This is a genomic window from Haloarcula sp. H-hyl6 (assembly GCF_056934455.1).
The window spans coordinates 420486-432774 of the sequence record NZ_JBRIIK010000001.1 but is presented as its reverse complement, the minus strand read 5'-3'; the positions used below and the strand labels follow the sequence as shown (position 1 = coordinate 432774).

Below are 12289 nucleotides of genomic sequence, written 5' to 3'. Positions count from 1 at the left end.
CCGCTATGGAGTATTTCGAGGACCTCTCGGTGGGCGACTCGACGACCTTCGGCGCGTACGAGGTGACGCGCGAGGAGATAACGACCTTCGCCGGACAGTACGACCCCCAGCCCTTCCACACGGACGAGGCGGCGGCCGCGGACTCGATGTTCGGCGGACTGGTCGCCAGCGGGTGGCACACGGCGGCGATGACGATGCGGATGCTGGTGGACAACCAGCTATCCGACTCGGGGGCGATGGGTGCACTCGGCGTCGATTCCCTGCGGTGGCCGACTCCGGTCCGTCCGGGCGATACGCTCTCGGTCAGGACCGAGGTCGTCGAGAAAGAGGTGTGGGACGAGGACCGTGGGCGGGTGGCGACGGAAATCACCACCACCACCGACGCGGGCGAGACGGTGCTGTCGATGGTCGGTCAGGTCCTCTGGCGGCGCCGCTAGTCGCCGGTCACCGACTGCGCTGTCGGGTCGGCGACTGCGAGTTCCTGCCGGCCGTCTGCGGTGAGTCGGTAAACCGGTTCGGCGGTGACCCGTTCTACGAGCCCCGCTCGTGCGAGTCGGTCGCACCGAGTCCGCGGCGCGTCGACTGTGACGGGACTTCGCTCCGCGAGGACGGTCGGTGCGTTCGGGCCGCTCTCGGCGAGCGTCCCGAGCAGTACCCGGTCTACTGGGGTCGGCGGCTCGGCGTTTGGTTGTTGCATGGTACCGTGTAACATGGTTGTCCGTCCGGTAGAACTTAAACCTACCGACGAACCGGAGAAAGAGACCGCCGTTATCCGCAGACGTTGGCGGTCGCGTAGACACGCCCTTGGTCGGTGACGTTGACGCCGACGCCCATCCGGGCCGCGTTGCGGTACGTCAGGCGTTCGCGGTACGTCCGCGTCTCGAACCAGTCGTCCACGAGGGCCCGGGCCACCTCGCGGTTGCCCGCGTTGAACCGTTCCTGTCCGTCTTCGGTGTACGTTCTGCCGGCGACAGTGCGGCCGATAGCCTCGAAGTTGTTACCGTCCGGACGCCGGATGTACGACTTCCCGGCGGCTTGGAACTTACACGTCTCGTAGAGGTCGTTCCGGCGGTACCGGTCGGCGCTGTCGACCCCGTCTATCTCGTGGAGGACGTCGCCGGTCTGCGCCATCTCGACGCTGTGTCCGCCCGCCATCACGGCGATTTGCTCCGCGGTGCGGCCCTGTGCGGACATCGGGTCGAGTCCGCGGTCGGCGCGCTCCTCGTTGATGAACTCGACCACGTACTGGGCTATCTTCGTCTCGTCGTAGTAGTTCGCGGGCACGTAGGGCTCGCGTTCGGTCGACTCCGGCGTCGCCGTCTCCGTCGGCACCGGCGTCTGCGTTCCGGTGTCCGTCTTCGTGGCGTTCGGCGCCGACTCGTTCGTCGGCGTCGCGGTCGCCTCCTCTCCGGTCTCTCCGCCGCTGTCCGCGCCAGAATCGGTCTGGCCACCGGGGTCCTCTTGGGGGGCCGCCGGTTGGCCGCCGAGTTGCATCCCGACGACGACGCCGACGCTCAGTGCGGCGACGACGACGACGACCGAGATACCCACCATCGTTTTGTTGACCATCGTATCTCATTCACTTCCCATTTGGTAATGTAAGTTTCCCCCTACTCCGTCCTGCGACCCTCCGTCGGAAAGGCACATAAGCCCGCGGGGGCCACTCTCGGTATGGTCGAGAACGTCATCTGGCCGGCAGCGTTCGACTCGGAGTGCTCACGGAGCGAGGGGCGTCGCGTGCCCCGTGACCTTGCCGTCGAGGAACCGACGGTGGACGAGATAGCCAAGGCCGTCCAGCAGGTGGGCTACGACGCGGTCATCGAACGGGACAAGGCGTACCCGCGTGAGTACGAGACGCGCGGGCGCGTCCTCGTCAAGAACGCCGACGACGCGACGAAGACGGACCTGCTCGGGGCCGTGGCCGCGTACATGCAGGCGCTCCGCGAATGAAGCGAGTCGGCTCCGTCGTCAGGACCGCACAGGGGTTGGCGGTCGTCCGGTCGCCCGACGAGAGCCACCCCGGCATCGGGACGCCGCTCGTCGACGAGCAACTGGAGTCCGTCGGCGACGTCGTCGACGTGTTCGGGCCCGTAGAGCGCCCGTACGTCGCCGTCTCGCCGGCCGACGGGGTCCACCTCCCGTCGCTCGTCGGGGCGGCGCTGTACGCTCGCTGACCGCCCGGGCGCCTCCGTAACGCTCAAACCCGGTCCTGTCGGACGTGTCCGCATGGATAGGCGCTGGCGTGCTGTCGCGGGTTGTGGGCTCATCGCACTCATCTTCCTCTTCGTGCAGGTCGGTGCGCTGGCACTGGTCGAACCGTTCAAATCGGCGGGGTATCAGGCCGTCGAGGACCCCTCGGACCCCACCAACAGCCTCCTCTACATCGCCGGCATCCTCGTGGCGACGGCCGTGATGTTGCTCGCGTTCCGCTACGACGCCGACCAACTGATTCGGGGGCTCATCGTCTTCTCCGGGGCGTGGCTCTCGCTGTACGTGTTCCGCGTGCTGGTTCCACCGGTCGTCGTCTACGGCGGCGTGAACGTCCTCGCGGTCGGTCTGGCCGCCCTGCTGGGTCTCGGTCTGCTCGTCCACCCGGAGTGGTACGTCATCGACGCCGCCGGGGCCGTGATGGGCGCCGCCGGCGCCGGCCTCTTCGGAATCAGTTTCGGCGTCCTCCCCGCGCTCGTCCTGCTGACGGTGCTGGCCGTCTACGACGCCATCAGCGTCTACGGCACCGAACACATGCTGACGCTGGCCTCGGGCGTGATGGACCTCAAGGTGCCCGTCGTCCTCGTCATCCCGCTCTCGCTGTCGTACTCGTTCCTCGACGCGACGACGCCGGACCCGACGAGCGACAGCGACGCCGCCCCGGACGGCGGTGACGGGGCCACAGACGAGGACTCGGGTGTGGACGCCGAGGACGTCGGCGCCGGTCCCCTCGAACGTGACGCGCTGTTCATCGGCCTCGGGGACGCCGTCATCCCCACGGTACTCGTGGCGAGCGCCGCGTTCTTCGCGCCGGAGACTGTCGAGAGCGTCTTCGGCGTCCCGGTGCCGGCCCTGACCGCGATGGTCGGCACCTTCGCCGGCCTCGTGGTTCTCCTGTGGATGGTCCTCAAAGGGCGCGCCCACGCCGGCCTCCCCCTCCTCAACGGCGGGACGATAGCGGGGTACCTCGTCGGGTCGCTCGCCGTGGGTATCGAACTCGTCGAGGCGCTGGGTCTCGCCCCGTACCTCTAGTCCATCGCCCTGCTCGCGGGCGCGAACGGAATCTCCTCGCCGACGCCGGCCTCGCGGGCGCGGTCGTACAGCATCTTCCCCGCCGCCACCGTCTCGATGGCGGTACCGCCGGAGTCGAAGATGGTGACGTCCTCCGGGGACTCCCGACCGGGTGCGTCGCCGACCAACACCTCGCCCAGTTCTGCGTGGACGTGGTCCTCGTCGACGACGCCCTCCTCCATCGCGTGGATGAACGACCCCGCGTCCTGCGTCACGCGGGCGCGCAGGTCCGGGACGTACGTGGCGCGCTCGATGGTCGTCGTGTCGAGTTCGCGTTTCGCGGGGTTGTACTGCCCCATCGCGGTGACGTGGGTCCCGGGTTCGAGCACCTCGCCGTCGAAGACCGGGTCGCTCGCGTTCGTCGCCGTGATGACCACGTCCGCGCCCTCCACGGCCGCGGCCGAGGACGCGACGGCGGCGACGGTGGCGTCGAGCGTCTCGTTCATCTCGGCGGCGAAGGACTGCCGGTGCTCCTGCGTCGGCGAGTACACCTCCACGCGGTCGAAGTCCCGAACAGACGCCGCCGCGCGCACCTGTCCGCGTGCCTGCGTCCCGCTTCCGATGATAGCGAGGTCGCTCACGTCGGCCCGTGCAAGCGCGTCGACGCCGACGGCACCCGCGGCCCCGGTCTTCAGTGGATTCATGCTGGCGCCGTCGAGCAAGGCGAGCGGTGCTCCCGAGTCAGCGTCGAAGATTGGGAGCGCGAAGTGTGCGTCCCGGCCCTCGAAACCGGCGGCGTACGTATATCCTCCCATCGCACCGGTCTCCGGGAGAATGGCGAGGTAGCCCGTGAGCATCCCCGCCGGTGCGTCGTTGAACAGTGTCGTCCGAGGTTCTGCGGGGGCCCCGTTGCCCCGCTCTCGGTACCCCTCCCGGACGGGGTCGACGTACTCCGCCGGGTCGGCGAGGTCAGCTATCTCGTCGCTCGTGAGGAACAGCGCTGTCGCGTCGGTCGACATGTCCCGGTGTTCGGGCGTCCGGGTCTTAACCTCGGTGGCGACGTGGACAGCAGAGAAGGATTGACGGGGTGTGTGCTCTCAGTCCGCAGTCTGGACGGGGTCCGTCTTGGGGCCGGTCTCGACCGGCACCGGGTCGACTGGGGCGCGGACGAACATCGCGTGGCCGATGAGGCCGACGGCGACGACCGACGCCATCGGAATCGCCGTCGTCAGGGCGAAGCCAGCGACCGTGAGGACGCCGGTGATTCCAGCCATTGCGAGCGGAATGAGTCCGAGAACAACGTCGTAGTAACCCGTCATAAGTGTGAATTATACTTCGTGGTATGGGTACATAAGTGTTTCCCGTAAACCTTGGATAGTATTCTATGTAGGCACTCGGTACTCAGTGGAGTGGATTGAGAAATAATTTCCATAACTTATGAATCCACTCGCCTCCCGAATATCAACGTTAATGGTCCGTTAGAGGGGGTTTAGAGCACCGTTCATCGGTCGTACGGGCCGGCGTCAAACCCACTATCTCACCACGTCTGACACGCTGGTCGGATGCCTCTGCGAACGGCACCCCGAGTGGGGGTCTGGCCGCGCGGGCACGACACAGCACACACGACGCGCGGGCGACCGTCGTCTTCGTCCGGTTTTCAGTTATTGAGAACGAATTTTCCGACTCGTTAAGCGGTGCCTCCTCGATTTTCTGGAGTGATAACTGGGGGAGAGTGCTTATTAACTACGGTAAAATAGGTCGTTATGGAGGGGCAGAGAGGCCGCGTTGCCCACTACCCTCAGGACCATGAGTACGAACGCCACGGACAACACGAGTGACGCCGCGACGGACGAATCGGCACGGCGATACGCCGAGCTGAACATCGGTGACGAAGAGTTCGTCATCTACGACCGAGAGAACCATCAGGCGTGGATTCAGTCGACAGTGTCGCTCGACGTAGACGAACTTCGGTGACCGTGGCACCTCGCCCGCCCGCCGCGGGCACGTCGGCTGACGACGGCAACTGACACTGCCACCGCTACTCGTCTCCCGATTTTTCCTCGCTACCCGCGGACCAGCGTCGCCGCCGTGCGCCACAGACACAGCAGTCCACCGCCGACGAACACCGAGACGAGCGCGAACGTGAGCGCGGCGTCCCCGTGGAAGTACGCCGTCGCGCGGAGCGCCTGTGCGACGACAACGGCCAGCACCCAACTCACGGCCGTCACGCTCAGGTTCCGCTTGAGACTCGCCGTCGCGTCGCGGGCGTAGGCGCCGCTCAGTCCGGCGACGAGGCCCCACCCGACGAGGAACGGGACAGCGGTTCCGACGAAGCGACCCACGTAGACGAACGGGTTGTACCCGTGGGTGAACTCTCCGACCCCGACGAACAGCAGTATCGCGGCGACGTCACCGACCGCCAGCACGGCCGTCGTCCCAGAGAGGTCGATGCGCTCGCGGTCCATCGTCGAGAGGCTCATGCCCTCCCGTTCGACCCCCGGTCACTTCTCAGTCCCGTTTTCCGCCACGGCCGCGACGGTGTACCCGAAGCCCCGTTCGAGGACTGTCGGGGTCAGGCCCGTCGCCGCTATCCGCGTCGCCAGTTCGTCCGGCGTGAAGAACACAGAGTCGAACCCGACGAGGTGCTCTGCGGCGGCTAGCCCACGCCCGCGGAGAGTGGACGGGTCGAACTCGCGGACGACGAGGACGCCGCCGGGGCGCAGGACCCGTCTGGCCTCTGCCAGCACGTCGTCGACGGCCGCCATGTGGTGGAGCGCGTCGACGACGAGCAACGCGTCGACGCTCCCCGTCGCCAACGGAAGCCGCCCCGCGTCGCCGGCGACGGCGTCGAGGCCGTGACTGCGCGCCTGTCTGCGCATCCCGGATGCGGCGTCGACGACGACTCGCTCGGGCAGGTCGAGCCGTCTGACTGCTCGACCAGGCCCCCCGCCCACGTCTACGACCCGTTCGACGTCTCGGGTCGCGAGAGCCAGCCCACTGCGGAGTTTGCTCGCTCGCGCCGGTGGCATCACGAGGTCGTACAGGGGCGCGAAGCGGTCGAACGGGCCGACGTCGCCGTGCATGCCACTCGCTTGAGCGACCGACCACTAAGTCGCTCGGGCGCCGGTGCTTACAACCCGCCGGGACGTACGTGTCCACGTATGGAGTTCGCCCTGCTGGGATGGCCCGAGGACGGCCACCGACTCCGCCTCGACCACGAACGGTTCGCCTACGCCGGGAAGTTCGTGATGACCTCGACGGGGAAGGCCGTCGTCGGGGACGACGGCGTGGTGGCGGCCGCGGCGTTCGACGCGGACCGGACGGACGACGACACCCTCTGCATCCGGTACGTCACCGTCAGAGTCGACCGACAGGGCGACCGCCTCGGGTCGCGCCTGCTCCGGTTCGTCCGCGACCGGGCGAGCGAGCGCGGCTACGAGCGCGTGACCATCGGCGTCAACAACCCCTTCTCGTATCAGGCGGCCTACCGGGCAGGGTTCTGTTTCACCGGCACCGAGCAGGGTCTCGGCGAACTGGCCCTCGAGTGGCCGGGCGACCGAAGCACCGACCGGTATCAGGCCGGCCTCGACGCGTTCCGAGAGCGGGACCTCTCGCCCGAGGAGACGTCCTTCCTCGAAGCGAAACGAGGCGTCGACCCCCCGGAGGTCGTCACAGCACCGGTCTAGAGGGGTTCGGACTCGAACAGGCGCGCCTCGCAGTTCTCGCAGGTGACGGCGGCCACGTCGTGTTCGTGACAGCACGACTCGACCGTCTCGGTCCCGAACGTCGGCGTTCCGCCACAGCGCGGACACGTCTCGACGAACAATCTGAGACCGTTGAGCAGTTGTCCGCGCTGGGGAACCGAGAGCCGGTCCCAGTCGTCGTAGGCCTCTGATAGCACCGTCGCGGCGGCGACGTCGGCCTCGAAGGCGGGCCGTGACTCCCACGTCCCGACGTACCCCTCCGGGACGCGGGCCCGGAACGCGTCGCCGTACTCCTCGAACTCGACGGCCGACGCGTCCGCGTCCAGTTGCGCGAGCAACGCCTCGCGGTCGGCGTCGGTGGCAGCGAGAGCGTCGCGCCACGCCTCGCTGTACCACTCCGTGAGGCAGAGGTCGTCCCCGCAGGGTTCGAGCGCACCGACCGCCAGCAGAACCGACTCGACGTCGAATTCGGCTCGGTCGCCTGCGTCGTCGGTCGTCGCCACCGGCCCCTTGCCGAACAGCGCCAGCACCGACGCGGGGAGGTACCGCTTGGTCAGCGTCGGCGTGCCGGGGACGAGGTACCCGCGAAGGTAGATGGCGGCCGCCGACGGCAGGGCGACGGCGAGTGCGGCGAGCACCGCCAGCGACGGCAGGTCGACCCAGAGCGCGATGCTGGCCGCGAGGCCCGCAAGCGACACAGTGACGAGGCCGTTGAGGACCGTACACGGGACACACCGATTCTCCCCGGTGTACTCCGGCCGTCGCAGTCGGTCCAGTACTGTCATCCCGTAGCAATGCGCTCGCAGTCCAGTTGAATCTTGCTCGTCCCGGGAGATTCAAACCGCTGTCCGCCCAACGAACGCCAATGGGAAACGCAGACCTCCGCTCGCTGGCGGCCATCGAGGACGTGTCGTTCGAGGACCTCGACGGGAGCGTCGTCGCCGTCGACGCCCACAACTGGCTCTATCGCTATCTGACGACGACGGTGAAGTTCACGAGCGACGCGAAGTACACCACGGCCGACGGCGAGGAGGTGGCGAACCTCATCGGCGTCGTGCAGGGCCTCCCGAAGTTCTTCGAGCACGGCCTGACGCCGGTGTTCGTCTTCGACGGCGCGGTCACCGAACTCAAGGACGACGAAGTGGAGAAACGGCGCGAACAGCGCGAGCGCTACGAGGCAGAACTCGAAGCGGCCCGCGAGGCGGGCGACGCCACGCGCGTCGCGACGCTCGACTCGCGCACCCAGCGACTCACGGACACCATCGTCGAGACGACCCGCGAACTGCTCGGACTGCTGGACGTACCCGTCGTCGACGCACCGGCCGAAGGTGAGGGACAGGCCGCGTACATGGCTCGGCAGGGCGACGCCGACTACGTCGGCACCGAGGACTACGACGCGCTCCTGTTCGGGGCACCATACACGCTCCGACAACTCACCTCCAGCGGGGACCCCGAACTGATGGACTTCGAGGCGACGCTGGAGAGCCACGACCTGACGTGGGAGCAACTCGTCGACGCGGCCATCCTCATGGGCACGGACTTCAACGAGGGCATCTCCGGCATCGGTCCGAAGACGGCCGTCAAAGCGATTCACGAACACGGCGACCTCTACGGGGTCCTGGAGGCCCGCGGCGAGCACATCGACCACGCCGACCGGATTCGCTCCCTGTTCCTCGACCCAGCGGTCACCGACGACTACGACGTCTCGACCGACCTCGACCCCGACGTAGACGCCGCGCGACGGTTCGTCACGGAGGAGTGGGAAGTCGACCCCGAAGAAGTCGCTCGCGGGTTCGAGCGCATCGAAGAATCGGTGGTGCAGACGGGGTTGGACCGCTGGACCTAGGCCCGTCGAATCGACGGCGGCCTCAGACGACCGACTCGACCTTCTCGACGGAGTCGAGTTCGCGGTTCCGGACGGCTTCGCCGGTCGTCGCGTCGAAGACGTGGATGGCGTCCTCGGGGAACTGGACGGTGACGTGCTGTCCCCTGTCGATGTCGCGCATCCCGTCGACGGTGGCGACGAAGTTCGCGCTGTCGCTCGAATCGAACGTCATGTGGACCGTGTTCTCGCTCCCCCGCGGTTCGACCACGTCGACGACACCCTCGTAGGCGTGGGGGCCGGTCCCGGAGTCGACGACTTCGATGTCCTCCGGACGGATGCCGAGCGTGAGGTCAGTTCGGTCGCCGAGTTCGCGGGCGGTCGACTCCGAGAGGTCGTACTCGAAGTCGTCGGCGACGAGGGTGGTCCCCTGTCGTTCGACCGGGAAGAAGTTCATCGACGGTTCGCCGATGAACCCGGCGACGAACAGGTTGTTCGGTTCGTGGTAACACTCCAGCGGCGAGGCGGCCTGCTGGAGTTTCCCGTCGTTGAGGATGGCGATGCGGTCGGACATCGTCATCGCCTCCGTCTGGTCGTGAGTGACGTAGACGGTAGTGACGTCGAGTCGCTCCTGTAGATGCTGGAGCTCCGTCCGCATCTCCGCCCGCAGTTTGGCGTCCAGATTCGCCAGCGGTTCGTCCATCAGGAACACCTCGGGGTCACGGACGATAGCCCGGCCCAGCGCCACGCGCTGTTGCTGGCCACCGGAGAGTTCGCCGGGTTTCCGGTCGATGAGGTCGTCGATGCCCAGCAGGTCGGTCGCCTCCTGTACCCGCTCGTCGATTTCCGCGTCGGACATGTTCGTGGACTGCTCCAGTCCGAACGCCATGTTCTCCTGCACGGTCATGTGCGGGTACAGCGCGTAGGACTGGAACACCATCGCCACGTCACGCCGCGCGGGGGGTTGGTCGTTGATGACCTGACTGCCCAGTCGAATCTCGCCGGAGCTGATGTCTTCGAGGCCGGCAATCATCCGCAGGGTGGTCGACTTCCCGCAACCGGACGGCCCGACGACACAGAGGAACTCGCCGTCCTCGATGTCGACGGAGACGTTGTCGACGGCGACGATTTCGCCCTCGTCGTCGTGGAAGATTTTCGTTACGTCGTCGAGTGTGAGTTGTGCCATTGTGTATTCCTCCGTTACGTCTCTCCTGCGACACCCTTCGCGAACTGCTCACCGAAGACGATGTACACGAGCAGCGTCGGGAGTGCTGCGACGATGGCACCGGCCATCGTGGTGTTGAACGACTGGACGACGCCGCCGGTCAGCGCGGCTAGTCGCTGGGTCGCCACCTGCGACGAGGGCTCGTTGACCAGCACCAGCGCGAACAGCAGGTCGTTGTAGACCTGCGTGAACTGGTAGATGAGGGTCACGGCGAACATCGGGAGCGACAGCGGCAGGATGATGTTCTTGTAGATGCTGAACGCCGTCGCGCCGTCGAGACGCGCGGCCTCTATCATCTCGTCGGAGATGCTCTGGTAGTACGACCGGAACAGAAGCGTACAGATGGGGATACCGTAAGCCGCGTGGGTCACCGAGAGCTGGAACAACTGCAGATACCCGTTACGGGTAGGGTACTGCCAGTTACCGCCGGTCACGAAGCCGAAGACGGTGTTGACGAAGCCGTTGAGCAGGTCCGGCAGAATCTGGTACCAGAACTGTGCGAGCGGCACCAGCACCGCCTGATATGGGATGAAGATGCCGGCGATGATGAACACGACGACGCCGACCTGTCCCCGCCAGCTAATCGTCGTCAGGCCGTAGGCAGTGAGACTGCCGAACAGCGCCGAGAGAATGGTCGCCGGGATGGCCATCACCATCGAGTTGACGAGGCCTGGCCGGAGGGTGTTCCACGCCGTCGTGAGGGCGTCGAGCGTGAAGCCGTCGGGGCCCGGTGGGGCGAACGGGACCGTCTGGATGAACGACTGCTGCGTCTTGAACATCGTCATCACAGCCGTCTCCACCGGGAAGAGGTAGAAGACGAGACCGAACAGCAAGACGACGTACAGCCCGATGCGACTCTTCTCCATCTCCTGTAACTTCGACAGGGGGTTACGACTCTCGGTACTCATAGTTCACCTCGGCGGTATTCGCTGTAGAGATACGGTCCGATGACCAGCAGGGCGAGCAGGAACAGCACGATAGCGATGGCCGACCCGTACGCCCATCGGAGGCTGTCGAACGCCACGCGGTACATCATCGTCGCGAGGATGTCCATGTTCGCACCCGGCTGAGAGCCACGGAGCGCGTAGATGAAGTCGAACGCCTTCAGCGCGAACACCATCAGGACGACGGACGCCGAGACGGCCGACGCCCGCAGTTGCGGGATGATGACGCGCATGTACATCCGCACCGTCGATGCGCCGTCGACGCGTGCGGCCTCGTAGTGTTCGGTCGGAATCGCGCGCAATCCAGCGAGGAACACGACCATCGCGTAGCCGCTGAACTGCCAGATGAGCGCGAAAATGACTGCCGCCAGTGCCGTCGTGTGCCACGATAGCCACTGAACCACTTCGGCGTTCACAGTCGCGGGCCTCAGGACCGTCATGGCGACCCCTTCGAGGTTGAACAGTCGAAGGAGCTGGTTGAACACACCGTTCTTGGCGTTGTACACCCACGACCACATCGTCGCAGTCACGACGAACGATAGGGCCATCGGGAGCAGGTAGATGGTTCGGAAGGTGTTCTCGAACCGGATATTCTGGTCGACGAGGATGGCGACCAGTAGCCCGAGCGCCAGGCAGAGTATCGTGAACACCACCAGCAAAACGAGGGTGTTCTGCGTGGCCTGCCAGAACGCGCCGTCCGTCGCCATCTGGGTATACATGCTGAAGTCCAGTTGGCCGTAACTGGGCTCACCGAGGCCTTGGAAGTCCGTCAGCGAGAGGACGGCGTTCCAAGCGATAGCGCCGTAGACGAAGAACGCCGCAAGCAACACTGGCGGGAGCCAGAACGGTGCCGATTCGACGAGTTCCCACTCGACGGGGAGCGTGTTCCGCAGGACGTCGCGTCGTCGCTCCCCCACCGCCGTCTGGGTTCCCCCGTCTGTCGCCAGTTCGTTCCCGTCCGATTCGTCTCTCGATACCACCGACCGGAGTGTATCTCCGGCAGTTCTGAGTCTATTGAGTATCTCGCGCATAGTTGTGTCAGTCGTACGCGGACGTGAGTTCGTCGTACACCGTCTCGGCGGCGCGGGCGTCCCGCAGTCCGTCCGCGGAACGACGCCCTGTCACGGGCGGTATCGTCGGGATGTGTCGCCGCCCCGACGGGAACGAGGCTGCGACGAACGAAGGCGGGTCGGCCCGCCGTCGCGCGGGCCGCGCTCCCCTCGTCGTCGCGTCGTTCACCCACCAGTGAACGCACGTGCCTGCCGTCTTAGCCGCTGGTGTACCACTGTCACCCGTCCTCGCTCCGCCGGGACGGCGACGCGGCGCCGCCGCGTGCCCGTCGTCCCCGGCGAAGGTGAACACGCCAGCCACCGCT

18 protein-coding genes are annotated in these 12289 nt (G+C 66.4%); 7 read left to right on the top strand and 11 right to left on the bottom strand.

Going from position 1 to position 12289, the window contains the following annotated elements:
• The first annotated feature begins 5 nt into the window (after positions 1–5).
• Complete coding sequence (locus tag Hhyl6_RS02175) at positions 6–437, top strand: MaoC family dehydratase (protein WP_483737584.1); 432 nt, start codon at positions 6–8, stop codon at positions 435–437.
• On the opposite strand, the gene Hhyl6_RS02170 is transcribed toward Hhyl6_RS02175, so the two are convergent.
• Together Hhyl6_RS02170 and Hhyl6_RS02165 are read right to left on the bottom strand one after the other, a co-directional pair.
• A complete protein-coding gene (locus Hhyl6_RS02170) occupies positions 434–697 on the bottom strand; it encodes a winged helix-turn-helix domain-containing protein (RefSeq protein WP_483737583.1) in 264 nt (87 codons plus the stop codon). The genes Hhyl6_RS02175 and Hhyl6_RS02170 overlap by 4 nt on opposite strands.
• Before the next feature lie 71 nt (positions 698–768).
• The gene (locus Hhyl6_RS02165; RefSeq protein WP_483737582.1) at positions 769–1569 is read right to left on the bottom strand and encodes a CAP domain-containing protein; all 801 of its coding nucleotides are present in this window, start codon (positions 1567–1569) and stop codon (positions 769–771) included.
• Between the two features lie 102 nt (positions 1570–1671).
• Here Hhyl6_RS02165 and srp19 point away from each other — a divergent pair, with 102 nt between their 5' ends.
• Genes srp19 through Hhyl6_RS02150 form a run of 3 tightly spaced genes read left to right on the top strand, consistent with a single transcriptional unit; the run spans position 1672 to position 3240 of the window.
• Positions 1672–1950 carry a signal recognition particle subunit SRP19 gene (gene srp19, locus Hhyl6_RS02160; protein WP_483737581.1) on the top strand — a complete coding sequence of 93 codons (279 nt, stop codon included), beginning with the start codon at positions 1672–1674 and terminating at the stop codon, positions 1948–1950.
• Positions 1947–2174 (top strand): H/ACA ribonucleoprotein complex subunit GAR1, encoded by a 228-nt coding sequence (locus Hhyl6_RS02155; RefSeq protein ID WP_483737580.1) that lies wholly within the window; start codon positions 1947–1949, stop codon positions 2172–2174. Before srp19 ends, Hhyl6_RS02155 begins: the two co-directional genes overlap by 4 nt.
• A 52-nt stretch (positions 2175–2226) precedes the next feature.
• A complete protein-coding gene (locus tag Hhyl6_RS02150) occupies positions 2227–3240 on the top strand; it encodes a presenilin family intramembrane aspartyl protease PSH (protein WP_483737579.1) in 1014 nt (337 codons plus the stop codon).
• Here Hhyl6_RS02150 and Hhyl6_RS02145 read toward each other — a convergent pair.
• Both Hhyl6_RS02145 and Hhyl6_RS02140 read right to left on the bottom strand, forming a co-directional pair.
• On the bottom strand, positions 3237–4238 hold the full coding sequence (locus tag Hhyl6_RS02145) for an ornithine cyclodeaminase family protein (RefSeq protein WP_483737578.1): 1002 nt from the start codon (positions 4236–4238) through the stop codon (positions 3237–3239). The two genes, Hhyl6_RS02150 and Hhyl6_RS02145, sit on opposite strands and share 4 nt — an antisense overlap.
• 78 nt (positions 4239–4316) lie before the next feature.
• Entirely contained in the window at positions 4317–4538 is a 222-nt protein-coding gene (locus Hhyl6_RS02140) for a DUF8015 family protein (protein WP_483737577.1), read from the bottom strand.
• Positions 4539–5025: 487 nt separating this feature from the next.
• On the opposite strand from Hhyl6_RS02140, the gene Hhyl6_RS02135 reads away from it, so the two are divergent.
• Positions 5026–5193 carry a DUF7331 family protein gene (locus Hhyl6_RS02135; protein ID WP_483737576.1) on the top strand — a complete coding sequence of 56 codons (168 nt, stop codon included), beginning with the start codon at positions 5026–5028 and terminating at the stop codon, positions 5191–5193.
• Positions 5194–5282: 89 nt separating this feature from the next.
• Here the strand turns inward: Hhyl6_RS02135 and Hhyl6_RS02130 are convergent, their stop codons facing one another.
• Both Hhyl6_RS02130 and Hhyl6_RS02125 read right to left on the bottom strand, forming a co-directional pair.
• On the bottom strand, positions 5283–5699 hold the full coding sequence (locus Hhyl6_RS02130) for a DUF3054 domain-containing protein (protein WP_483737575.1): 417 nt from the start codon (positions 5697–5699) through the stop codon (positions 5283–5285).
• Between the two features lie 21 nt (positions 5700–5720).
• Positions 5721–6302 carry a class I SAM-dependent methyltransferase gene (locus tag Hhyl6_RS02125; protein WP_483737574.1) on the bottom strand — a complete coding sequence of 194 codons (582 nt, stop codon included), beginning with the start codon at positions 6300–6302 and terminating at the stop codon, positions 5721–5723.
• A gap of 78 nt (positions 6303–6380) precedes the next feature.
• Here Hhyl6_RS02125 and Hhyl6_RS02120 point away from each other — a divergent pair, with 78 nt between their 5' ends.
• On the top strand, positions 6381–6905 hold the full coding sequence (locus tag Hhyl6_RS02120; RefSeq protein WP_483737573.1) for a GNAT family N-acetyltransferase: 525 nt from the start codon (positions 6381–6383) through the stop codon (positions 6903–6905).
• On the opposite strand, the gene Hhyl6_RS02115 is transcribed toward Hhyl6_RS02120, so the two are convergent.
• Complete coding sequence (locus Hhyl6_RS02115) at positions 6902–7708, bottom strand: DUF8054 domain-containing protein (protein WP_483737572.1); 807 nt, start codon at positions 7706–7708, stop codon at positions 6902–6904. The genes Hhyl6_RS02120 and Hhyl6_RS02115 overlap by 4 nt on opposite strands.
• Positions 7709–7788: 80 nt before the next feature.
• On the opposite strand from Hhyl6_RS02115, the gene fen reads away from it, so the two are divergent.
• Positions 7789–8769 (top strand): flap endonuclease-1, encoded by a 981-nt coding sequence (gene fen, locus Hhyl6_RS02110; RefSeq protein WP_483737571.1) that lies wholly within the window; start codon positions 7789–7791, stop codon positions 8767–8769.
• 22 nt (positions 8770–8791) lie between these two features.
• Here the strand turns inward: fen and Hhyl6_RS02105 are convergent, their stop codons facing one another.
• Genes Hhyl6_RS02105 through Hhyl6_RS02090 form a run of 4 tightly spaced genes read right to left on the bottom strand, consistent with a single transcriptional unit; the run spans position 8792 to position 12153 of the window.
• Positions 8792–9931 carry an ABC transporter ATP-binding protein gene (locus tag Hhyl6_RS02105; RefSeq protein ID WP_483737570.1) on the bottom strand — a complete coding sequence of 380 codons (1140 nt, stop codon included), beginning with the start codon at positions 9929–9931 and terminating at the stop codon, positions 8792–8794.
• Between the two features lie 14 nt (positions 9932–9945).
• Complete coding sequence (locus tag Hhyl6_RS02100) at positions 9946–10878, bottom strand: carbohydrate ABC transporter permease (RefSeq protein WP_483737569.1); 933 nt, start codon at positions 10876–10878, stop codon at positions 9946–9948.
• On the bottom strand, positions 10875–11945 hold the full coding sequence (locus tag Hhyl6_RS02095) for a carbohydrate ABC transporter permease (protein ID WP_483737568.1): 1071 nt from the start codon (positions 11943–11945) through the stop codon (positions 10875–10877). Before Hhyl6_RS02095 ends, Hhyl6_RS02100 begins: the two co-directional genes overlap by 4 nt.
• Before the next feature lie 7 nt (positions 11946–11952).
• Positions 11953–12153: a hypothetical protein gene (locus tag Hhyl6_RS02090; protein ID WP_483737567.1), complete on the bottom strand. Its 201-nt coding sequence runs from the start codon at positions 12151–12153 to the stop codon at positions 11953–11955.
• Between the last annotated feature and the right edge of the window lie 136 nt (positions 12154–12289).

Bases quoted from the DNA above. Each gene is read 5' to 3' on its own strand.
- Hhyl6_RS02175 (WP_483737584.1), top strand. From the start codon at position 6: ATGGAGTATTTCGAGGACCTCTCGGTGGGCGACTCGACGACCTTCGGC.
- Hhyl6_RS02170 (WP_483737583.1), bottom strand. From the start codon at position 697: ATGCAACAACCAAACGCCGAGCCGCCGACCCCAGTAGACCGGGTACTG.
- Hhyl6_RS02165 (WP_483737582.1), bottom strand. From the start codon at position 1,569: ATGGTCAACAAAACGATGGTGGGTATCTCGGTCGTCGTCGTCGTCGCC.
- srp19 (WP_483737581.1), top strand. From the start codon at position 1,672: ATGGTCGAGAACGTCATCTGGCCGGCAGCGTTCGACTCGGAGTGCTCA.
- Hhyl6_RS02155 (WP_483737580.1), top strand. From the start codon at position 1,947: ATGAAGCGAGTCGGCTCCGTCGTCAGGACCGCACAGGGGTTGGCGGTC.
- Hhyl6_RS02150 (WP_483737579.1), top strand. From the start codon at position 2,227: ATGGATAGGCGCTGGCGTGCTGTCGCGGGTTGTGGGCTCATCGCACTC.
- Hhyl6_RS02145 (WP_483737578.1), bottom strand. From the start codon at position 4,238: ATGTCGACCGACGCGACAGCGCTGTTCCTCACGAGCGACGAGATAGCT.
- Hhyl6_RS02140 (WP_483737577.1), bottom strand. From the start codon at position 4,538: ATGACGGGTTACTACGACGTTGTTCTCGGACTCATTCCGCTCGCAATG.
- Hhyl6_RS02135 (WP_483737576.1), top strand. From the start codon at position 5,026: ATGAGTACGAACGCCACGGACAACACGAGTGACGCCGCGACGGACGAA.
- Hhyl6_RS02130 (WP_483737575.1), bottom strand. From the start codon at position 5,699: ATGAGCCTCTCGACGATGGACCGCGAGCGCATCGACCTCTCTGGGACG.
- Hhyl6_RS02125 (WP_483737574.1), bottom strand. From the start codon at position 6,302: ATGCACGGCGACGTCGGCCCGTTCGACCGCTTCGCGCCCCTGTACGAC.
- Hhyl6_RS02120 (WP_483737573.1), top strand. From the start codon at position 6,381: ATGGAGTTCGCCCTGCTGGGATGGCCCGAGGACGGCCACCGACTCCGC.
- Hhyl6_RS02115 (WP_483737572.1), bottom strand. From the start codon at position 7,708: ATGACAGTACTGGACCGACTGCGACGGCCGGAGTACACCGGGGAGAAT.
- fen (WP_483737571.1), top strand. From the start codon at position 7,789: ATGGGAAACGCAGACCTCCGCTCGCTGGCGGCCATCGAGGACGTGTCG.
- Hhyl6_RS02105 (WP_483737570.1), bottom strand. From the start codon at position 9,931: ATGGCACAACTCACACTCGACGACGTAACGAAAATCTTCCACGACGAC.
- Hhyl6_RS02100 (WP_483737569.1), bottom strand. From the start codon at position 10,878: ATGAGTACCGAGAGTCGTAACCCCCTGTCGAAGTTACAGGAGATGGAG.
- Hhyl6_RS02095 (WP_483737568.1), bottom strand. From the start codon at position 11,945: ATGCGCGAGATACTCAATAGACTCAGAACTGCCGGAGATACACTCCGG.